Genomic DNA, 21,453 nt, shown 5'->3' on the forward strand with positions numbered 1-21,453 from the left:
ACTTTTTAAATTTCTAAATTCTTCCATAAACAACCCATCTCTATCTAGAAGTAGATAGCCTAAGAGCAACCAAATTCTGAAAATGAAATTTCATCAAATATGACAAATTATTAAGTAAAAATACTTACAAATAATTTTTTTATTAATAAATAAGGAAAGATAAAATTATAATCAATAAGATAAAATATTTAAAAATACTAATTAATTTATATTATTTAAAGCGTTCGTAGTATAGTTGGTTAGTATCTCTCGTTGCCAACGAGAAGGCCCGGGTTCGAATCCCGGCGAACGCATACATAAATTTAAAAGCATAAATAATTTTTAATACTAGAGAGCCTGTAGGCTAATGGCAGACCCTCTCGTTTACACCGAGATGGCGGAGGTTCGATTCCTCCCAGGCTCATTAAAGAATTTAAACAAAGTTTAAATATTAACTTTATTTATTTAAAAAATGAATGCAGAAGAAAAAAAACAAGAAAAAAATAATTTAGATAATATCAAAGATCATTCTGAAATTTATAAAAAGATTTCTAATCAAATTCCTGAAAAAGGAAAAAAAGAATTGGAATTAGAAAATGTAAAAAAAGAAATTGAAAAATTAAAAAAAGAAGTAATAAAAAAGTATTCTTTTGTTCTTGCTATTGGAATTATTCCGCCACAAGCAAATGAAAAATTCGTAGAAGAAGAAATAGAAGAAGAGCTACCAAAAGAAGAGATAGAACAAAGAAAAAAATTAATTCATCTTGCTATAATAATACCGGATGAAAAAATTAAAGAATTACCAAAAATAAAATTAGATTTGATTCAGAAGGTAAAAGAATATAAACAAAAAGTATGGTTGCATTTTTTTTCTCCTAATATAATATGGGAAATGTGTATGGATGAAAAGTATGATTTAGTTGAAGCATTATCTATGTCTTTTCCTTTGTTTGATAAAGGAATTTTGGGATCTTTAAGATTAGCGTCAATTCATAAAACATTGGTGTTAAGGAAATTCGAAAAATATGTTGTAAGTTATGTTATTGCAGGATCTTTAGTTAGAGGAGAAGCAAAAGAGACTTCTGATGTTGATGTTTATGTAATTATAAATGATACTGATGTAAAAAGAATGAACAGATTTGAATTAAAAGAAAAACTCAGAAGTATTATCTATTCTTACATAATAGAGGCTTCGGAAATAGCTGGAGTAAAAAATAAGTTAAATGTACAAGTTTATATCTTAACAGAATTTTGGGAATCTGTAAAAGATGCAAATCCTGTAATTTTCACTTTTATTCGAGACGGGGTTCCTTTATTTGATCAAGGCACTTTTATGCCATGGAAATTGTTATTAAAAATGGGAAAATTAAAACCAAGCCCAGAAGCAATAGATATGTTCATGTCTATAGGAGATAAAATAGAAGAAATAGCTAAAAAAAAATTAATTGATATAGTAATTAATGAAATGTACTGGGGAATTGTAACTCCTTCTCAAGCATTATTGATGTTATATGGTATTCCTCCATTAGCACCAAAAGAAACTGTAAGTGAAATGAAAAAAATATTTTTAGATAAAGAGAAAATTCTTGAAAAAAAATATATTGATATACTAGAAAAAATTATAAAATTGTATAAAGCATATGAACATGATGAATTAAAAGAAATAAAAGGAAAAGAAATAGATGTTTTAATAGAAGAATGTCGAGAGTATATGAAAAGATTAAAAGAACTGAGAAAGCAAATAGAAGAGAGAGTTAATGAAAAAACAATAGAAGAATTATATAAGAATGTTATAGAATTAATGAAAAATTTATTTGGAAGAGGTAGTGAAAAAATTTACAAAGAAAAAATAGAAGAAAAAATAAAAAATGGAATTTTTCCTTCCTATATAATTAAACTATTTAATAATTTATTAAAGATTAAAAAAGAGATAAAAAAAGCATCTAAACATGAAGTAGAAAATGCAAGAAAAGATGCTAATATATTAATAAACTATTTAACTGAATATAATCAAAGACAAGAGTTTTTAAAATCAGAAAAAAACAGATATAAAATAAAAATAAAAGATAAAATAAAAGAATTAGTAATTTTAGGAAAAGAAGTATTTTTATTAGATGAGAAAAAAGTGTATAGGTATAACGAAGAAAAAGAGGTATTTAAAGAATCTAATATTGAAGAAATTTCAAATTTTATTTCAAATAAGGAAGAAGAAATTAAATTAAATGATAAATTTTTTTCTGCTCTAAAAAAACAATTTGGAAATTATGAAATAACCTTTTAAATTAAAAATTATAAAATTATTACATAAATTTAAAAAATCTAATTAAAGATAATTAATAAAATAATAAAAAATAATTTTGTAAAGATTTTTAAATACTACCTTTATATTAAGTTTTATAAAATGGCTAAAGTAATTCAATTTAGAAGAGGAAGGCATACTTTACATAAAAGGCATTTTATTATAGATGTTGGAGCAAAAAATAAAGAAGAGGCATCTAAGTTTATAGGAAAAGAAGTTGCATGGAAAAGTCCATCTGGAAAAATTATAAAAGGAAAGATTTCTTCTTGTCATGGAAATAAAGGATTAGTAAGAGCTATATTTGAAAAAGGTTTACCAGGCCAAGCGCTAAATAATGAAATTGAAATAATAAAATAAAATGGCATTAAGAAAAGCTTTAGCATATAGTAAAAAACACGTAACACCTTATACTAGAAAGTCTACATCAAAAAATAAAAATTATATAAAAACTGTCCCTCCTGTAAAAATATCTAAATTTCAGATGGGAGATTTAAATGGTTATAAAGAAGGAAAGTATAATATAATTATAAAATTATGCTCAGGAGAAGATGTATTGATAAGAGATAATGCATTAGAAGCCGCAAGACAATATGTCAATAAAGAATTAGAAAAAAATTCTGCTGGTCAATTTTATTTTGAGCTGAAAGTTCATCCTCATCATATAATAAGAGAAAATAAAACATTAACAGGAGCTGGGGCTGATAGAATGTCTAAAGGAATGCAACATTCTTTCGGTACAACAATAGGAAGAGGTGCTATAGTAAAAAAAGATAAAGAAATATTTTTAGTAGCGACAAATAATGAAAAAGTAAAAAGAATAGCAATTGATGCTTTAGAAAAAATAAAGGCAAAAATTCCATGTCATGCAAGAATTGTTTTAGAAACAAAAAATAAATAAAAAAGGCTAAAATTTATTAAGTATAATTTTCTTATTGAGATATGACAAAAGAGAGGTATAATTTTGTTAAGTGGTTTTCTGAAATATCAAAAAAAGATATAAAATTAGTTGGCGGGAAGGGTGCTAATCTAGGGGAAATGTATAACGAAGGTTTTCCTGTACCTTCCGGTTTTGTAGTAACATCAGAAGCATATGAATTTTTTTTAAGAGAAAGTGGATTAAAAGAAAAAATCTATGATATATTAAAATTTCTTAATATTGAAAATACGCAAGAATTAGAAGAAACTTCAAAAAAGATAAACGAAATGATAGAAAAAGCTAATATGCCAGAAATTTTAGAAGAAGAAATTTTAGATGCTTATGATATTTTATCAACAAGCGATTCTTTATTTATTACTAATAATTTGATTACAACTTCGATATTAAAAACCTCAAAAGAAAATGTTTTTGTTGCTATTAGATCTAGTGCTACTGCAGAAGATACTATAAAAGCAAGTTTTGCCGGTCAAAATGAAACTTTCCTTAATGTAAAAGGAAAATATGAAGTTATAAATCACATAAAGAAATGTTTTGCATCTCTTTTTACTTCCAGATCAATTTATTATAGAATAAAAAAAGGTTTTAAACATGAAGATGTACTAATTGCTGTTATAGTCCAAAAAATGGTTAATAGTGATAAGTCTGGTGTAATGTTTTCTCGTAATCCAATAAATCCTGAAGATAATAACATTATAATAGAAGCTGTTTATGGATTAGGAGAAGGCATAGTATCTGGAAAAATTTCTCCAGATAAGTATGTTGTTTCAAGAGATTTAAATATTTTAGAACAAATTATAGGAAATAAAAAAATAGAAATTACACGTAATTCTGAAGGAAAAAATATTATTATACAACTAAATGAAAAAAAAGCAAAATCAAAAGTTTTAACAGATGATGAAATAAAAAAACTTGCGGAATATGCTATAAAATTAGAAAAACACTATAACCAACCACAAGACATAGAGTTTGCAATAGATTCTAATGAAATATACATTGTTCAAACAAGACCTATAACAACAATAGGAAAAATAGAAACAACAAAAAAAATTTCCGAAGGAAAAGTAATCTTAAGCGGATTTGGCGTTTCCCCAGGAATAGGTATTGGAAAAGTAAAAATAGTTAATACATTAAAAGATTTAGAAAAAATAGAAAAAGGAGATATTCTTGTAACAAAAATGACAAATCCAGATATGGTTGTGACAATGCAAAAATGCTCTGCTATAATTACAGATGAAGGTGGCTTAACATGTCATGCAGCTATTGTTAGCAGAGAGATGGGCATACCTGCTGTTGTAGGAACAGAAAAAGCTACTTCTATTTTAAAAGAAGATTTAATTGTTACTGTAGATGGTTTTACCGGAAAGATTTATGAAGGTAAAGCAAAAGAAGAAATAAAGGTCGAAATAAAAGAAGTAGTAAAAACCAAAACAAAGATAAAAGTTGGAATTGATTTACCAAGCTTCGCGGAAAGGGCATCAAAAACTTCTTGTAAAGAAGTTGGTTTATTAAGATTAGAAGGAATAATTGCGGAATCAGGAAAACATCCGTTCTATTTTTTAAAAAATAATAAAATAGATGAATACGAAAAAATAATCTTTAAAGGAATATCTGAAATAGCGAAATATTTTGATGAAATATGGATTAGAACATCTGATATAAGAAGTGATGAATATAATAATTTAGAAGGAGCACCAAAAGAAAAAGAAAATAATCCTATGTTAGGACTACATGGAATTAGAGCAAGTTTAAAATATAAAGAAATATTAAAAGCAGAGATTAAAGCAATGTTAGAACTATCCAAAAATAAAATTATTGGAATATTATTACCACAAGTTATTAAAGTAGAAGAAATAAAAGAATTTAAAAAAATTTTATATTCTCTAACAACTAATGAAATAAAAAATATAAAACTAGGAATTATGATAGAAACTCCTGCTTCTACACAAATAATTTATGATTTATGTAAAGAAGGTATAGATTTTATAAGTTTTGGAACTAATGATTTAACTCAATACACTTTAGCTGTCGACAGGAATAATGAAAATGTACAATATTTATATGATGAAATGCATCCTGCTATATTAAAACAATTAGCATATGTTATATCTGTATGTAAAAAATATAAAGTAGAAACTTCTATATGTGGGCAGGCAGCAAATAATGAAAAAATGGTAGAATTTTTGATTAAACATGGAATAGATAGTTTAACTGTAACTCCTGATAAAGCTTACGAAATAAGTAAATTTGTTTTGGATTTAGAAAAAAAAGGATTGAAAGGGATAAGTTTAAAAACTAAAAGATTTAAATTAAAATTTATGGCAAAAAAGAAAGAGTTAGAAAATAAAGAAAAATTAGAGAAAAAAGAAGAAGATAAAAAGTTAGAAGAGAAAAAAGAAGAAGGAAAACAAGAGGAATGGCCAGACTTAGATTTAGGAATAGACATTTTTAATAGCGATCTTAAATAATGTTATTACTCAAAAAAGACAAAAAAGAAAAAATTTATAAATTTCTTTTTCTTTTAAAAAATATGGGTAAAAAGGAATTTATAGAAAAGTGGGAAGAAGAAAGAAAAGATAAATCTATTTTAGAAAATTTGAGTAGAGATAATTATGATCCTAATATTTATCAATATGTAAGAAATCAAACAATAGAAATAACAGGATTAGATCCAACTGTAGATGAAAATGGAAATAGCATAAATTTAACACCAGATAAATATAGAGCTTTAATGAATGCTGTTTATTTAACAAAAAGAGGAAGAGCGATAGATTTTTCAAAAAGAAATTTAGAAAATATACTAAAAGATGCAGAAGAAAAAGAATTATTTAATATATCTTTATTGAGTAAATCTTCTTCTGATCAAAAGTATAAAGAGTTTATAAAATATTTAGAAGAGGTAAAAAATATACAACAGATAATTTTTTTATATAAACAAGGTAATGAAAAAGAGAAGGAAATTGCTAAAAATTTAATGAATCAAGAAGCGGGAAAAATAATTAAAGAATATCTAATTGAAAGTAAAAAATTAAAAGATGAAAAAGAAATAAAAATGTGGACAAATGTATTTTTATATGTTTCTGCAATAAACCATGATTTGATTTTAAAAATTTATCAAAACAAATTAGAAAAATTAGAAGAAAAAACAAAAAAATTCAAAAAACCATATTTAGTAGATTATATAAAAGATATACATAAAAAAGCGGATGAAGTTGAAAAAGAAAGACTATATGAAACTATATATGAAGTTTTTAAATCAAAGGAATAAATCTTTATAAAAAATTTAAAGGCATTTTAGATAAGAATTTTTAATATGATTATACTAATAAATCTTTAACTATTCTTTTCATTTCTTCTACAAAAGAATTAGTTTTCTCAAACCATTCATCTATTTCTCTTCCCTTTATATCTGTTATTTCTCCATGAAGAATTTTTCTATGCAGAACATATAAGTCTCTTAACCATACAACATAATTAATTTTTAATTCTTTTTTATCAACAAAAGTTTCTTTTAACATAAGTGGTACATTTTCTGGACTTGGAGGTAATTTTTTAGCCGCCATTAATGCTGCTTGTGCAGAATCTATCATTGCCCAATATAATCCTTCAATAGTAGAAAGTTTATTTGCTCTGCTTCTTGAAATGTGTAAAGGAGCTCTTTGTAAATTAATAAAAATAGATTCTTCTGTTGATTTAATTTTTCCTTCTTGCAGTAATACTTTTAAAGGAGTAAAAAAACCACCAAAATCTATAAGAGGATAACCATATCTTAATATATTAATAACTATAGGATCTCCTCTAATTAAATCTTGCCACCAAGTTTTTAATCTAATAGAATTAATATGAAGTTCTTTTCTATAAGGATTAGATTGTATTAATTTTCCTAATTCTTCTCTATACCAAACAATAAGTTCTTCATCCCAAGATACAGAAACATCATCCACTATAATTATTATATCTATATCGCTACCTGGTGTAGAAGTTCCTTTAACATTACTACCAAAAAGAATTATACTTTTTATAAGTTTGTCAAATTTTTGATAAACTTTTGTAGCAAAATCAAAAGCAATATCTTTTTCTGTTACTAATTTTAAGGTTTCTTTTTCTTTTAAATATTTATTTTTTGAAGAAATATTCTTTAATCTTTCTTTTTTATTTTTATTTTCCATTTTACCTCTTTTTAATTTAAGTTAATTAATTTAAGTTAAATTAAGTTTTTAAATTTTGCTTATAAAACCATTTGTTATATAATTCTTATATTTTTATTTTTTATCATATTTATTTAATCTACTGGTGTACCGCTAACTCTTGATTGTTTTCCTGAAACTTGGCCTCCTAGTTCCATTGGTAATGATGTAAAACCAGAACCATAAATAGAAAAATGCTGTTCTGGTAAAATAGTTCCCATTCCTGCATAATAAGAATAAAATCCTCCTGCTTGATTCCAATAAGGAGCCATCATCATGCTATATAAAGGAGAGGAAAACGCTTCTAAAGAGTATGTTATTGGTGGTGTTTTAAAATGTTGCCACCAACTTGCTGCTTCTACAATTTTTTTTGCTTCATATCCTTCTTTTCCCAATTTTTCTAAAATTTCTTTTATTGGAACATTTCCCATACCCATAGGCAATTCTGTATGTTCTAAACCAAAATTATCACTTAAATGAATTTTCTTAACGAAAGGTTTTATTTTTTCTGTTTCTTTTATTATATCCTCTTTCTCATAACCATATTTTCTTAACATATTAATATGACCAACATCCCATGTAGCACCTATTATTTTTTCTGCAGCTTTTCTTGCTTCTTCTTCTGACATTCCTTCTCTTTTTGCTCTTTCTATAAAATTTTTTCTTGATTTTTCTATTAAAGCTTTTAATTCTTCTGCTGTCGAAATAGCACTACCTAATGGAGGATTTTCTATAGCTATTATAGGCGCTTTGTCTTTAAATTCTTTGTAAGATTGAAAAGCGACATTTCCAAAAGTTTCAGCAGATTTATCAATTATAAATTCATTTAATGGTTTAAACAAAGGAGGATTTTTTATTTCAGATAAAATTTTTACACCTTTTCTAATAATGTCAGAAAATTCTATTAATTTTTCAGGATTATCTTCTATTCCTTGTTGTATTTGTTTTTCTATTTCTTTTCTATAAGAATCTAATTTTTTCTTATCTTCTTCGTCGGCATATTTATAAGCTCTGTTGTAGAGTTCTCTTAAATTATTGTAAGAATCTCTTAAAAATATTTTTGAATGATCTAGTGATTTAAAAATTTCAGAAGCTCCTTCTTTTAAAGGCTGAATTGCAGGAATATTTGGAAGGGAATCTATTTTCCCAGATGCGTAAGCTTTAAATAAATCTTCTCTAATTTCATTAATCCTATCTTTATCATAACCTGATTGTTCTAATATTCTTTTTACAGAAGAATCGATCTCTTTAACTTCTCTTTCCCCATAATGCAAATAATATTCTATGCTATTAAGAATTCTATACCATTGCTCTTTATTTAACCTTTCCAACTCTTTTTCTTTTTCAAAACCCTCATAACCTTTTTTTTCTGGAAAAAATTTCTCTTCTCTTTTTATTTGATGTATTTGGCCAGTTGTAGGATCTACAACTAAAAAACTTTGTAATTCTTCCTTCCCTTTTTCTTTAATTTTCACTTCTTCTTGCGGCAACATAGCACTAGAATGAAAAGTAACATTAACATTTCCTTTATCAGATAAATCGACTGCTCTTTTTATAGTTGATAATATTTGTTTTTCTGCTTGTTTTCTTGCTGCTTCATTCCAGCCATATTGTGTAAATCCAGAAGGTTCTACTAAAGGGCCGTGTAAAGTTGGTTCTACTCCTGTCAGTTTTGATAGTCTATTCATTTCTTGTAGATGATGTTTTGGAATAGAATCAAAAACTTCTGGAGAAATGCTTCCAACTTCTATAACCTTACTCCCAAAATTTATTTTATTGCTTAATTCTTGTAATTGATTTGCAGTTCTTGCATCTAAAGTGATTCCTGATGCTTGATATGCAGGTAAAACATATCCTGTTGAATAAGGGCTTCTGAATGGTTCTAGATTATTTCCTTCATAAAAAAATTCATATGCCATCTCTTTTTAATATTTTTACTTATTTTAAGAAGTTATTCGAGTTTAAAATTCTTTCTTTTTATTCTTTTTTTTTCAAAAGGTAGTTTTGTATCTTCTAATATGTCATTTTGCTTTATATCAATATAAGATTTTATTTTTGTCTCATTTTTCTTTTCCCATACTACATGATGTTGCAAATTTAATTTATCTAAATGAACTAAGTTTGTATTATCAAAAAAATCGTTTGTAAATGAATCTGTTACTAGAGACATTCTTTTTTCTTTATCTTCATTTTCTCTTGAAATTATGTAGTAATCACTTTTTTTATAATTCATTAAATCATATTTATCATATTGTTTTTTGATATTAGAATAATTAAAAGACATATCGTCTTTATTTGATTTTGTATTATTTAAATTTGATTCATCAATTGTTATTTCTTCTAAATTAATATTTTTATTTGATATTAAAACAGGCGCAATTCTTTCTATAAAAAATCCTTCTGAAGAGGAATTATTAAATAAACCAATTTCATTAAAATCTTCTATTTTATTTTCTTTTATTTCTTCTTCATTTTTTAATTCTTTTATTTCCTTTTTATCTTCTGATATTTCTTTATTTTCAGTTTCTTCTTTTATTTCATTTTTTTGTTCTTTTTCTTTATTTTTTTCTTTTCTATTTTTTTCTCTATTTTCTTTCTTTTTTATCATTTTTATATATATACTTATTTTTTATTAAAATTAAAAAACTAAAGATTATACAAATTCTCCATAACCAGGATGAGCTGCCCAACCTCTTGATTTCTTAAACTTATCAAAAAAATTCCAAGAAGCTTCTGCTGCTTCTTCTTGTGCTATTTTTCTTAATATTTTTTCATAGAAATTATCTGGCTTTATTAATAATTCTTGTTTTTTTTCTTTTTTGTTAATTTTTTCTTTTCTATTTTTTTTTTCTGATGTGGATTTATTATAAAATCCAAACAATGCTAAAAAAGGATTTACATCAGTTATTTCATTTTTTTCTCCTTCTTTTTCCCTTTCATCACTTAAAAAATATTCTATATCATCTTTTAATTCATTTATAGCTTCTTCTGTCATTCCAGAAGCCAATTTTAAAGTTTCATTAAAACTAGATTCATTTATTTTTTCTTTTAATAGTTTTATCTCTTCACTATTTAAAGCAAAAGATTGTATATGAACTTCTGCTCTTCCAGAATAAGATATTCCTCCACGAGCTGTTTGAACAGGATAACTTCTAAAAATAAAATCAATAAAAACACAAGCATAATAATCTCTCTTAAAAGAAATTTTTTCAAAAACTTCTGGTAACATTTTATTTTTTCCATAAATTAAATCTTTTGGATCAATTTTCTTTTGAGTAAATAAAAGCATCTCTAAAACTATAGTATTAAAGGCTGTAACTAAATATGGATTTGTTATGTTAAAATTTCTTTGTTCTAATTGAGCTGCTGCTTTTAGATAAGGCTGTGCCCATTTTGTATATAATTTTAAAGAGTTTAATTGCGATTTTAGATATGCTCTTTCAATATTGTATCTTTTAGTTAACTCTGCATAACTTCTTTTTTTCCATTCCAAAAATTCTGCTATTCTTGGTTTTAATAATCTTTTAACTCTATCATTTAAATCTAAATAATCTACCTCTTTAGGATCATTAACCAACATAAAAGCATCTCTTAAAGTAACAAAATTTAGATCTCCTCTTGTTAAAGCATTAATACTTCCAATTCCTCTTTTAATATCTACATTATCTAGCCATATTTGTTTTAAAGCCAATAATCCAGCTTCTCTTTCTGCTTTATTTTTACTCTCTGATTTTTTGTAGTGGTCTAATCTTATTTCAAATTCCTTCAAATCATAAATTATGTTTAAAATACTTTTTATTAATACACCAATAGTTTGCATTATTTTCATTATTTCTTCTTGCATTCTTGTAGCTTTTCCCATTAGTTCAGAAAAATTTCCAGATCCAGGTGTAGCAGAAAAATTATCTATTAATTTTTCAAATTTACCCCCACTATCTTGTAAAAAATCAACTATCCAAAAATAAATAGGTTCTAATGCCTCCATAGAAGAATCAAAAACTATTTTATGATATTCTGTTTCTCTTTCTGGGCATATTTCTGGCTCAATAGGTTCTGCTTTTTCTACAGCTTCCCAAAATTTTCCTTCTCTTAAAAGTTGTTTTACTTTTAAAGCTGCCTTTTTCTTACAATAAATATCTGGACTAACAGTAGCAATTAATTTAGCTATAAAATTCATTTCTTCAAAAACTTTATCACGAGCTTCTCTTTCTTCAGAAGGTAATTCTATTGGATTTGCCATTCTCCTCTTTTTATACTACAAATAAAAGAATTCTTATTTAAAAAAGCTTTGTTTTTTTAGTTGCATAAGTTTACTAAGGTTTTATTAGTTCGCTAAATCTTTATCAATTATATTTTTTTCTCTTCAGTTAAGAGAATCTTTTTCTAATTTAGTTTTTGATATTCTTTGATTATATTTATAATAAGATATTTATTAAAATTTAGTTAAGTTTAAATATAAATATTACTAAACAGATATATGTTTTTTAGAAGAAAAAGAGATAAAATTATAGATTTAACACCATTAGAAAGAATAAGAAAAAAGAAAGAACAAAGTGAATACCAGAAAAATGTAATACAAGAGGATTTAACTGCACAAACAACTACTCAACAAAATTCAGATATATTTTCTTCTTTTTCTGCACTAGCAACTAATGAAAATTTTGATTCTCAAAATGAAAATTATTTTTCTAAACAAGAAGATAATGTAAAGGAAAATATTAAATTAAAAGAAATAGAAGAAAGAATAGATAAATTAAGCAGAAGAATTTATTCTTTAGTTGATAGGGTAGATTTATTAGAAAAGAAAGTTAGAAGATTAGAAGGAAGTTAAATAATTTTAATAAATAAAATTTTAAAAAGATAAAATTAATATGAAATCCAAAATAAAAAAAGAAAAAACAAAAAAAGAAAATTGGGAAGAGCTTATTTATGCATATGCTTTAAAAAATGCTATAGAACATAATGGAAAAGCTATTTCTAATTTTGTTTTATCTCCTCTATTTCAACATGGTTTAAAAAAAGATAAAATAAAAGAAATTTTTCTTAAAATAGAAGAGATAGTAAAAAAAGTAAATTCTTTAAGTGAAGAAGAACAAATCCATGAATTTAATAAAATAAGTAATAAAATCACTAAAATAAATAAAAAAGAAAAAAAAGAGAAAGATATTTTAAGAAAAATAAAAAAGAAAAATAAAAAAATTGTTACAAGAATTGCTCCAGAACCAAGTAAATTTTGTCATATCGGCCATGCTTTATCTTTTTTATTAAATTATTTATATGCTAAAGAAAATAAAGGAAAATGTTATTTAAGATTTGAAGATACTAATCCAGATAAAGAATCTCAAGAATATGTTGAAGCTATGAAAGAAGATATTATAAATTATTTAGGTATAAAACCAGATAAAATTACTTTTGTTTCTGATGACATGTTAAAACTTTACAAATATGCTGAAGAATTAATAAAAAAAGAAAAAGCTTATGTTTGTTTTTGCCCAAGAGATAAAATAAAGAATTTAAGAAAATTGGGTGTAGAATGTTCTTGTAGGAAAAAAAACAAGAGGCAGAATTTAATAGAATGGAGAAGAATGATCAAAGGAATATACAAAGAAGGAGAAGCAACATTAAGAGCAATAGGAGATATGCAAAGTTTAAATTATGTTATGCGTGATCCTGTACTTTTTAGAATAGTAGAAAAAGAACATTTTAAACAAAAAAATAAATATGCTGCTTGGCCGACCTATGATTTTTATAATCCAATAGAAGATAGTTTAATGAATATAACTCATGTTTTAAGAAGTAATGAATTTGAAGTAAGAGCAGAATTTCATGATTATTTAAGAAAAATTCTTAATTTAAAAAAACCAGAAATAATACAATATGGAAGATTTAATGTGATTGGAGCAATAACAAAAGGAAGAGAAATTTTAGAGCTTATAAAATCAAAAAAATATATTGGATGGGATGATCCTAGGTTAGTAACATTAAAAGCATTAAGAAGAAGGGGTATAGTAAAAGAAACTTTTTATGAATTAATAAAGCAAATTGGTTTAGAAAAAAAACAAGCAAATATAGATTTTAATATTATTGCTGCAATAAATCGTAAAATTATTGACAAAAAAGCAAAAAGATATTCCTTTGTAGCAAATCCTATTTCATTAAAAATTGAAAATAAACCAAATATAAAAGAAATTGAAGTTAAGATTCATCCAGAAAAAAAAGAAAAAAGAAAAATAAAAATAAAAGAAAATATTTTTATTTCTCAAGAAGATTATGAAAAATATTTAGAAAAAGAAGTTAGATTAATGCATCTTTACAATATAAGAATAGAAAAAGAAAAAGCTATATTTACAAGTTTAGAAAATAAAGAAGAACTACCAAAAATAAACTGGGTATCAGAATTTGTAAAAGCAAAAGTGTTAATGGATAATGCAGAATGGGTAAATGGTTATGCTTCTTCCGATATAAAGAAATTGAAAAAAAATGAAATAATACAATTTGAAAGATTTGGTTTTGTAAGATTCGATAATATAAATAAAAATAAAGAATACGAATTTTGGTTTGCACATAGATAAAAAATAAAAAATATAATATAAAATAAGTAAAAATAGGGTAAACAAAACTTTTATAAATACTAATTCTAAATATATTTATCCAATGAACTAAAATAAAGGAAGGAAAAAATGTCTTCTGGATACGAACTTGTAGAAAAAGCAAGAAAAACTGGAAAAATAGAGAAAGGTGTAAATGAAGTTACAAAAGCAATAGAAAGAGGAACAGCAAAAATAGTGGTAATTGCAAAAGATGTAAATCCAAAAGAAATAATACAACATATACCAATTCTTTGCAAAGAAAAAAACATAAGATTAGAAGAAGTAGATAGTAAAGAAAAACTTGGAGCAGCAGCTGGTTTAAATGTTGCTTGTTCATCAGTAGCTATAATTGAATTAGAAGAAACAAAGAAGAAATAAAAATAATTATTTTTAAGATTAGTTATTTTTAAGATGGGAAGTGATAAAAAAAGAGTTAAAGAAGTAAAAACAGAAACAATAAAAATAGAAAAAAAAGAAAATATTGCTGTTCCTGCTTTAGTAGAAGAAATACTTGGAAGAACAGGTTTTCGAGGAGAAATAACTCAAGTTAAATGCAGAATAATGGAAGGAAGAGAAAAGGGAAAACAATTAAGAAGAAATGTGAAAGGACCTATACAATTAAATGATATTCTTATGTTAAGAGAAACTGAAATTGAAGCAAGACCAATAAAAAGTAAAGTAACAAAAGGAGCATTTAGTTAAAATGCCAAAATGTAGCTATTGTAAAAAAGAATACGAATTTCCAAGAGGAATAACTTTAGTTAATAGTAATACTGGCCATATTTCATATTTTTGTTCAAGAAAATGTAGGAAATATTCTGAAATGAATAGAAAAAAAGGAAAATGGTCTTCTTCTAAAAAAGAAGAATAAAAAAATTTCTATTAAACTTCGTCGAAATTTCGTCGACGAAAATTAATTTTTTATAAATTTTGCATTATTAAGGCTTATAAAGTTAAAATTTTAGAAGCAAACTTTTTAAATATAGTTTTCTCCTTAAATAAGGATTTGAGGTGATAAACTCAAATTTCTAATAAAAAATAAAAGATAAATTAACTTAGACAAAAATATTTAAAATGCAAGAAGAAAAAAACAAGAAAAATTATACTGCTGATGATATTAAAGTTTTAGATGGTTTAGAAGGTGTAAGAAAAAGACCTGCTATGTATATAGGAAGTACGGGAAAAGAAGGATTACATCATTTAGTTTATGAAATAGTGGATAATAGTGTTGATGAAGCACTAGCAGGATTTTGTAATAAGATTATAGTTATACTAGAAAAAGATGGTTCTGTTATAGTAGAAGATAACGGTAGAGGAATTCCTGTAGAAAAACATAAACAAACAGGAAAAAGCACAGTAGAAACAGTTATGACAATTCTTCATGCAGGAGGAAAATTTGAACATAAAGCATACATTATTTCTGGAGGTTTGCATGGAGTTGGAGCAAGTGTTGTTAATGCTCTCTGTAAAAAATTTATTGTTACAGTAAAAAGAGATGGTAAAATATGGCAACAAGAATTTTCTAGAGGAAAACCAAAAACAGAATTAAAGATTGTTGGAAAGTCAAAAGATGAAAAAGAAACAGGAACTATAATTCAATTCTGGCCGGATGAAGAAATTTTTTCTACATTAAATTTTGATTATTCCCTTTTATTAAATAGACTTAGAGAAATTGCTTTTTTAACTCCGGGATTAAAAATTATTTTAAAAGATGAGATAAAAAATAGAAAAGAAGAATTATTATTTGAAGGAGGATTAATAGAATTTGTGAAATGGCTTAACAGAGGAAAAGAAGTTTTACATAAACCAATTTACTTTAAAAAACAAACAGATGATACAATAATAGAAGTTGCAATACAATATAATGCATCTTATAATGATAATATTTATGGTTTTGTTAATACTATTAATACAATAGAAGGAGGAACTCACATCGTAGGATTTAAAACAGCTTTGACAAGAGTTATAAACAATTATGCTACTAAAAATAAAATAATAAAAACCGAAACTATTACAGGAGATGATACAAAAGAAGGATTAACTGCTGTTATTTCTTTAAGGATTAAAGATCCGCAATTTGAAGGACAGACAAAAACAAAACTTGGAAATAGCGAAATTAAAGGATTTGTTGATTCTGTTGTAACCTCTTTCTTAAACCAATTTTTTGAAGAAAATCCTTCCATAGCAAAAAAAATAACAGAAAAAGTTGCACAAGCAAGTAAAGCAAGAGAAGCTGCAAAAAAAGCTCGTGATTTAGTAAGAAGAAAAAATGCTTTTAATGTTAGTGGTTTACCAGGAAAATTAGCAGATTGTTCTTCTAACAAAGTTGAAGAGACAGAACTTTTTATTGTTGAGGGGGAAAGTGCTGGTGGTTCTAGCAAAATGGGAAGAAATAAAGAATTTCAAGCTATTTTACCACTAAAAGGAAAAATATTAAATGTAGAAAAAGCCCAACCAATAAAAGTTTTAAGCAATGAAGAAATCGCAAATTTAATAACTGCAATTGGAACAGGAATTGGAGATGAATTTAATATAGAAAAATTAAGATATGGAAAAATAATAATAATGACAGATGCCGATGTTGATGGCCAACATATAAAAACATTATTATTAACTTTCTTTTATAGATACATGCCGCAATTGATAGAAAATGGAAAAATTTATGTGGCCGTACCTCCTTTATATAAAGTAAGAAAAGATAAAGATTATTATATCTATTCTGATAAAGAATTAAAAATTTTATTAGATAAAATACAAAGTAAGAATGTTAATGTTCAACGCTTTAAAGGGCTTGGAGAAATGAACCCGCAACAATTATGGGAAACTACAATGAATCCAAAAACACGAATATTAAGAAGAATAACTATAGAAGATGCAATTGAAGCAAATGAAACAATAAGTGTATTAATGGGAGATGATGTTCAGCCAAGAAAAGAATTTATAGAAGAACATGCAAAAGAAGCTAATTTAGATTTATAAATTTGAATTATTAAGAAAAAAAGAAATTCATAAAAAAATAAAGAAAAAATAAAATGATAGAAGAAAAAAATAAAGAAAATACGAAAATAATAGAAGAAGAAGGAATAGAAGAAGCAGAAATAAGTGAAGAAATGAAAAAGGCTTACATAGACTATGCTATGAGTGTTATTGTTGCTAGAGCTTTACCTGCTGCAGAAGATGGGTTGAAACCTGTTCATAGAAGAATTTTATATGCAATGAATGAAATGAATCTTACCCATGACAAACAAACAAAAAAGTCCGCTCGTATAGTCGGAGAGGTTTTGGGTAAATATCATCCTCATGGAGATGCTGCTGTATATGATGCTTTAGTTAGAATGGCTCAAGATTTTTCTATGAGATATCCTTTAATTATAGGACAGGGAAACTTTGGTTCTGTAGATAATGATCCTCCTGCTGCTATGCGTTATACCGAAGCTAAACTTTCTAAAATAGCAGAAGAGCTTTTAAAAGATATAGAAAAAAATATAGTTGATTTTGTTCCTAATTTTGATAATTCTTTAAAAGAACCAAAATTATTACCTGCAAGAATACCAAATTTATTAATAAATGGTTCTAGTGGTATAGCAGTGGGTATGGCAACTAATATACCTCCCCATAACATAATAGATGTATGTAATGCTATACTTGCTTATTTAGATAATGAAAAAATTGAAATTGAAAAATTAGTAAATATAATTCAGGGTCCGGATTTTCCTACAGGCGGAATAATAGTATCTTCTAATTTATTAGAATTTTACAAAACTGGTAAAGGAAGTATAATAATGAGAGGAAAATTAACAACAGAACAAATGAAGGGAGGAAAAGAAGCAATAATAATAACAGAAATTCCTTATCAAATAAATAAAACAAACTTAATTGAAAAAATAGCATATTTAGTTGGAGAAAAAAAACTTCCAGATATTGTTGATATAAGGGACGAATCATCAAAGGGGAAAATAAGAATTGTTTTGGAATTAAGAAGAGGTGCTGAACCAAAATTTACTATAAACAGATTATATAAATACACAGATATGCAATGCAATTTTGATGCTAATATGCTCGCATTAGTTGATAATGAACCAAGGTTATTAAATTTAAAACAAATAATAGAAGTTTATGTAAATTATAGAAAAAAAGTAATCAAAAGAAGAACGGAATTTGAATTAAAAAAAGCAGAAGAAAGGAAGCATATAGTAGAAGGTTTAATTATTGCATTAAAGAATATAGAAGAAATTGTAACAATAATAAAAAAATCAAAAAATTCTACAGAAGCTTTAGAAAGTTTAATTAAAAAATTTTCTTTAACACAAAAACAAGCTCAAGCTATTCTTGAAATGAAATTATCTTCCTTAACATCTTTGGAAACAGAAAAATTAAAAGATGAAAACAAAAAATTAGAAGAATTAATAAAAGAATTGAAGAAAATTTTAAGTGATGAAAAAGAAATTATTAATATAATAAAAAAGGATATGCAAGATTTAAAAAGAAATTATGGAGATGAAAGAAAAACACAAATAATACAGAAGATTATAGAAATACAAGAAAAAGATCTCATTGCAAAAAAGAAAGTGGTAATAATAATAACAGGAAAGGATTATGTAAAAAGAATAGATGAGAAAGCATATAAAGAACAAAAAAGAGGCGGAAAAGGAGTAATAGGAAGTGATTTGACAACAGGAGATTATATTAAGAAGGTTATAACTTGTTCTACTCATGATTACTTATTATTTTTTACAGATAAAGGTAAAGTTTATTGGTTGAAAGCATATGAAATTCCAGAAGCAGAAAGATATTCAAAGGGAAAGGCAATTGTTAATTTACTAAATATAAAAGATGAAAATATAATGAGTATAATTGCAATAGATAATTTTGAAGATTTTTTGTTAATGGTAACAAAATTAGGAATAATAAAAAAATTACCATTAAAACTATTATCTAAACCAAGAAAGAATGGTATAAGAGTAATAAATTTACCTATTGACAATTCTGATAATTTGATAGATGTACAAAGAATAAAAGAAAAACAAGAAGTTATTATTGTAACTGAACAAGGACAAGCAATTAGATTTAGTGCAGAAGAAATTAGACCTATGGGCAGAGCAAGTTATGGAGTAACAGGAATAAAATTAGAAAAAAATGACTATGTAACAAGTTTAGAAGTTTTACCAGAAACAGAAGAAGAAAAGAAAAAAGCATCAATATTAACAATAACAGAAAAAGGTTATGGAAAAAGGAGCGCAATAGAAGATTATAGAAAAACAGGAAGAGCATGTAAAGGTGTTATAAATTTAAAAGTTACAGAAAAAACCGGAAAAGTAAAAGCGACAATAAGTGTGAAAGATGATGATTCTATAATTGTAGCAACAAAAAAAGGAATTATAATAAGGGTAAGCGTCAAAGATATTAGGATTATGGGAAGAAACACACAAGGAGTTAAAATAATAAAACTAACAAGTGATGATAGTGTTAGCGATTTAGTAAGAATAGAAAAAGAATAATATTAATTAACTAAATGAAAAATAGTTGCTAAAATTATTAAAAAATTATAAAGATATTTCGTCTATTAAATAAACAAGATATAAACAAAAAACCTTTATAAATTAAAGTTTATAAATAATAAATAATAAAAAGATGGGATTTAATAATATAACTGAAAAAGATTTTATTCAAAGTTATAATGAATTTATATTTTTAATTCCAGAAAAATATAGATTATCTATAAATCTTTTATTATTCATTTCCTTAATAACTCTATACTCTATTTTAATATTTAAATTTTATAAGCTCATTGCTAAGAGAGATATAATAAAGTTAAACCTTGATAAATATAATAATTCTTCTCATCCCTTCTTAATTAAATTTTTTTCTTTTATAATTTATGTTATAGGATATATAATAATTATTCCGATTATAGTTTTTATCTGGTTTTGTGCTCTTTCTTTTTTTTTATTAATATTATCCAAAAATCAAACAATAAATCAGATATTAATAATTTCTGTTTCTTTGATAGGAGCAATAAGAGCAACTTCTTATTTTAATGAAAGTTTATCAGAAGATTTATCAAAATTTTTCCCTCTTACTGCATTAAGTGTATTTTTATTAAGTTCAAATTTTAAAGAGTTTTTTTATTTTTTTGAGAAAATAAAAGAATCTTTTTCTTTATTAAACACTATAATCTATTATCTCATTTTTATAATTTCATTTGAAACTTTTCTGAGAATAATAACATTTCCTTTCAGAGAAAAAAAAGAAAAATAAAAAAGAAAATATTAATTAACTACTTCTCCATAACCAATTAATCTCCAATGTCCTTTAATATTTCTTGCTATACCGACATTACTTTCTATTGGAGCAATAACAGGAGCTTTTAATTGTATTTCCATTATATCTCCTTCTAATTTTGTTATATTTCCAACAGTTATTGTTGTATTTACACTTAACATTAATATTTCTTGTAATTTTAAAGGATCAATATCAATTTTTTCTTTTTCTAAAAATATATTTTTGAATATATTAAATTTTAATTTTAATTTATCTTTTATTTTTTCTTGAATTCCTGATTTTATAACAACATTTCCTGCTAATCCATCGGATTTGGTTATAAAAGGATCTAAAGAAGTTTGTATTGCTATGCTGCCTCCAGGAGTTGCTTTTTTTATTTTATAACTTCCTTTAAATAAAGATATAATTTTGGTTTTTAATGGTTCATAAAAAAATTGATTTTCTTTTTTTATTGCTATTCCGGGTAGAATTTCTATCTCACATCCTTCTTTTAATATTCCTTTTTTTAAAACACCTCCTATAACCCCGCCTTTTAATTCTTCTACTTTAGTACCTGGTTTATTTATATCGAAACTTCTTGCAACAATAAAAAAAGGCTCTGAATTTATATCTCTTTTTGGAATTTTTAAATTTAAGATAGCGTTAATTATTTTATCTATATTAACTCCTTGTTGCGCTGAACATGGAATGATTAAAGAATTTTCTGCAATAGTACCTTTTACAAAATCTTTTATTTCTTTATAATTTTTTAATGCTTGTTCTTTTGTCACTAAATCAATTTTATTCTGAATAATTATTATTTGATTAATGTTTCTTGCTTGTAGAGCTAATAAATGTTCTCTTGTCTGTGGCTTTATTCCTTCATTTGCAGCTATTACTAATAATGCTGCATCAATTAAAGCAGAACCAGAAAGCATAGTTGCCATTAACATTTCATGGCCTGGAGCATCAACAAAAGAGACATATCTTAAAGGCTTTCCTTTTTCATCTCTTATTATCATATCTGCATATCCTAATTTAATTGTTATACCTCTTTTCAATTCTTCTGAATGTGTATCTGCCCATTTTCCTGTTAGTTTATAAAGTAAAGTTGTTTTACCATGATCTATATGACCAACTATTCCTAAATTAATACTTTCTAGATTTTCAATATCTAAAATATCATTTACCATAAAAAATTAA

At 25.1% G+C, this 21,453-nt stretch carries 18 protein-coding genes and 1 tRNA gene; 14 read left to right on the forward strand and 5 right to left on the reverse strand.

Features of this window, described 5'->3' with window-relative positions; genetic code table 11:
* Window positions 1-220 precede the first annotated feature (220 nt).
* The 6 genes from QW117_03255 (at window position 221) to QW117_03280 (ending at window position 6,480) form a co-directional block, all read left to right on the forward strand.
* A tRNA-Gly gene (locus QW117_03255) sits at window positions 221-293 on the forward strand.
* A gap of 158 nt (window positions 294-451) precedes the next feature.
* Entirely contained in the window at window positions 452-2,260 is a 1,809-nt protein-coding gene (locus tag QW117_03260; GenBank protein MEM3405960.1) for a nucleotidyltransferase domain-containing protein, read from the forward strand.
* A 120-nt stretch (window positions 2,261-2,380) separates the two neighbouring features.
* Complete coding sequence (locus tag QW117_03265) at window positions 2,381-2,635, forward strand: 50S ribosomal protein L35ae (GenBank protein MEM3405961.1); 255 nt, start codon at window positions 2,381-2,383, stop codon at window positions 2,633-2,635.
* Window position 2,636: 1 nt separating this feature from the next.
* Complete coding sequence (locus QW117_03270) at window positions 2,637-3,176, forward strand: 50S ribosomal protein L16 (GenBank protein ID MEM3405962.1); 540 nt, start codon at window positions 2,637-2,639, stop codon at window positions 3,174-3,176.
* Between the two features lie 41 nt (window positions 3,177-3,217).
* A complete protein-coding gene (gene ppsA, locus QW117_03275) occupies window positions 3,218-5,680 on the forward strand; it encodes a phosphoenolpyruvate synthase (protein ID MEM3405963.1) in 2,463 nt (820 codons plus the stop codon).
* Window positions 5,681-5,742: 62 nt separating this feature from the next.
* Complete coding sequence (locus QW117_03280; GenBank protein MEM3405964.1) at window positions 5,743-6,480, forward strand: hypothetical protein; 738 nt, start codon at window positions 5,743-5,745, stop codon at window positions 6,478-6,480.
* A 49-nt stretch (window positions 6,481-6,529) separates the two neighbouring features.
* Here QW117_03280 and QW117_03285 read toward each other — a convergent pair whose 3' ends face one another.
* The 4 genes from QW117_03285 to QW117_03300 all read right to left on the reverse strand — a co-directional run bounded on the left by QW117_03285 (window position 6,530) and on the right by QW117_03300 (window position 11,639).
* Window positions 6,530-7,381, reverse strand: a complete 852-nt coding sequence (locus QW117_03285; protein ID MEM3405965.1) for a nucleotidyltransferase domain-containing protein — start codon at window positions 7,379-7,381, stop codon at window positions 6,530-6,532.
* Between the two features lie 113 nt (window positions 7,382-7,494).
* Complete coding sequence (locus tag QW117_03290) at window positions 7,495-9,318, reverse strand: hypothetical protein (protein MEM3405966.1); 1,824 nt, start codon at window positions 9,316-9,318, stop codon at window positions 7,495-7,497.
* Between the two features lie 32 nt (window positions 9,319-9,350).
* Complete coding sequence (locus QW117_03295) at window positions 9,351-10,007, reverse strand: hypothetical protein (GenBank protein ID MEM3405967.1); 657 nt, start codon at window positions 10,005-10,007, stop codon at window positions 9,351-9,353.
* A gap of 45 nt (window positions 10,008-10,052) precedes the next feature.
* A complete protein-coding gene (locus tag QW117_03300) occupies window positions 10,053-11,639 on the reverse strand; it encodes a hypothetical protein (GenBank protein MEM3405968.1) in 1,587 nt (528 codons plus the stop codon).
* A gap of 237 nt (window positions 11,640-11,876) precedes the next feature.
* Here QW117_03300 and QW117_03305 point away from each other — a divergent pair, with 237 nt between their 5' ends.
* From QW117_03305 to QW117_03340, 8 genes are all read left to right on the forward strand, one after another.
* Window positions 11,877-12,230, forward strand: a complete 354-nt coding sequence (locus QW117_03305) for a hypothetical protein (protein MEM3405969.1) — start codon at window positions 11,877-11,879, stop codon at window positions 12,228-12,230.
* A 40-nt stretch (window positions 12,231-12,270) separates the two neighbouring features.
* A complete protein-coding gene (gene gltX, locus QW117_03310) occupies window positions 12,271-13,971 on the forward strand; it encodes a glutamate--tRNA ligase (protein MEM3405970.1) in 1,701 nt (566 codons plus the stop codon).
* A gap of 108 nt (window positions 13,972-14,079) precedes the next feature.
* Entirely contained in the window at window positions 14,080-14,367 is a 288-nt protein-coding gene (locus QW117_03315) for a ribosomal L7Ae/L30e/S12e/Gadd45 family protein (protein MEM3405971.1), read from the forward strand.
* 33 nt (window positions 14,368-14,400) lie between these two features.
* Window positions 14,401-14,691: a 30S ribosomal protein S28e gene (locus QW117_03320; GenBank protein ID MEM3405972.1), complete on the forward strand. Its 291-nt coding sequence runs from the start codon at window positions 14,401-14,403 to the stop codon at window positions 14,689-14,691.
* 1 nt (window position 14,692) lies between these two features.
* Window positions 14,693-14,860, forward strand: coding sequence for a 50S ribosomal protein L24 (locus QW117_03325; GenBank protein MEM3405973.1), 168 nt, complete (start codon window positions 14,693-14,695; stop codon window positions 14,858-14,860).
* 203 nt (window positions 14,861-15,063) lie between these two features.
* Window positions 15,064-16,968, forward strand: coding sequence for a DNA topoisomerase (ATP-hydrolyzing) subunit B (gyrB, locus tag QW117_03330; protein MEM3405974.1), 1,905 nt, complete (start codon window positions 15,064-15,066; stop codon window positions 16,966-16,968).
* Window positions 16,969-17,021: 53 nt separating this feature from the next.
* Window positions 17,022-19,487, forward strand: a complete 2,466-nt coding sequence (gene gyrA / locus QW117_03335; GenBank protein ID MEM3405975.1) for a DNA gyrase subunit A — start codon at window positions 17,022-17,024, stop codon at window positions 19,485-19,487.
* Between the two features lie 133 nt (window positions 19,488-19,620).
* Window positions 19,621-20,247 (forward strand): hypothetical protein, encoded by a 627-nt coding sequence (locus QW117_03340; protein ID MEM3405976.1) that lies wholly within the window; start codon window positions 19,621-19,623, stop codon window positions 20,245-20,247.
* Window positions 20,248-20,258: 11 nt separating this feature from the next.
* On the opposite strand, the gene QW117_03345 is transcribed toward QW117_03340, so the two are convergent.
* Window positions 20,259-21,443, reverse strand: coding sequence for a translation initiation factor IF-2 subunit gamma (locus tag QW117_03345; GenBank protein ID MEM3405977.1), 1,185 nt, complete (start codon window positions 21,441-21,443; stop codon window positions 20,259-20,261).
* Between the last annotated feature and the right edge of the window lie 10 nt (window positions 21,444-21,453).

The sequence above is a fragment of the Candidatus Pacearchaeota archaeon genome, from assembly GCA_038874355.1.
GTDB lineage: Archaea > Nanobdellota > Nanobdellia > Pacearchaeales > GW2011-AR1 > JAVZCO01.

What these genes read in the sequence shown, in the direction of transcription:
- QW117_03260 (MEM3405960.1), top strand. Translation starts at nt 452, where the DNA reads ATGAATGCAGAAGAAAAAAAACAAGAAAAAAATAATTTAGATAATATC.
- QW117_03265 (MEM3405961.1), top strand. Translation starts at nt 2,381, where the DNA reads ATGGCTAAAGTAATTCAATTTAGAAGAGGAAGGCATACTTTACATAAA.
- QW117_03270 (MEM3405962.1), top strand. Translation starts at nt 2,637, where the DNA reads ATGGCATTAAGAAAAGCTTTAGCATATAGTAAAAAACACGTAACACCT.
- ppsA (MEM3405963.1), top strand. Translation starts at nt 3,218, where the DNA reads ATGACAAAAGAGAGGTATAATTTTGTTAAGTGGTTTTCTGAAATATCA.
- QW117_03280 (MEM3405964.1), top strand. Translation starts at nt 5,743, where the DNA reads ATGGGTAAAAAGGAATTTATAGAAAAGTGGGAAGAAGAAAGAAAAGAT.
- QW117_03285 (MEM3405965.1), bottom strand. Translation starts at nt 7,381, where the DNA reads ATGGAAAATAAAAATAAAAAAGAAAGATTAAAGAATATTTCTTCAAAA.
- QW117_03290 (MEM3405966.1), bottom strand. Translation starts at nt 9,318, where the DNA reads ATGGCATATGAATTTTTTTATGAAGGAAATAATCTAGAACCATTCAGA.
- QW117_03295 (MEM3405967.1), bottom strand. Translation starts at nt 10,007, where the DNA reads ATGATAAAAAAGAAAGAAAATAGAGAAAAAAATAGAAAAGAAAAAAAT.
- QW117_03300 (MEM3405968.1), bottom strand. Translation starts at nt 11,639, where the DNA reads ATGGCAAATCCAATAGAATTACCTTCTGAAGAAAGAGAAGCTCGTGAT.
- QW117_03305 (MEM3405969.1), top strand. Translation starts at nt 11,877, where the DNA reads ATGTTTTTTAGAAGAAAAAGAGATAAAATTATAGATTTAACACCATTA.
- gltX (MEM3405970.1), top strand. Translation starts at nt 12,271, where the DNA reads ATGAAATCCAAAATAAAAAAAGAAAAAACAAAAAAAGAAAATTGGGAA.
- QW117_03315 (MEM3405971.1), top strand. Translation starts at nt 14,080, where the DNA reads ATGTCTTCTGGATACGAACTTGTAGAAAAAGCAAGAAAAACTGGAAAA.
- QW117_03320 (MEM3405972.1), top strand. Translation starts at nt 14,401, where the DNA reads ATGGGAAGTGATAAAAAAAGAGTTAAAGAAGTAAAAACAGAAACAATA.
- QW117_03325 (MEM3405973.1), top strand. Translation starts at nt 14,693, where the DNA reads ATGCCAAAATGTAGCTATTGTAAAAAAGAATACGAATTTCCAAGAGGA.
- gyrB (MEM3405974.1), top strand. Translation starts at nt 15,064, where the DNA reads ATGCAAGAAGAAAAAAACAAGAAAAATTATACTGCTGATGATATTAAA.
- gyrA (MEM3405975.1), top strand. Translation starts at nt 17,022, where the DNA reads ATGATAGAAGAAAAAAATAAAGAAAATACGAAAATAATAGAAGAAGAA.
- QW117_03340 (MEM3405976.1), top strand. Translation starts at nt 19,621, where the DNA reads ATGGGATTTAATAATATAACTGAAAAAGATTTTATTCAAAGTTATAAT.
- QW117_03345 (MEM3405977.1), bottom strand. Translation starts at nt 21,443, where the DNA reads ATGGTAAATGATATTTTAGATATTGAAAATCTAGAAAGTATTAATTTA.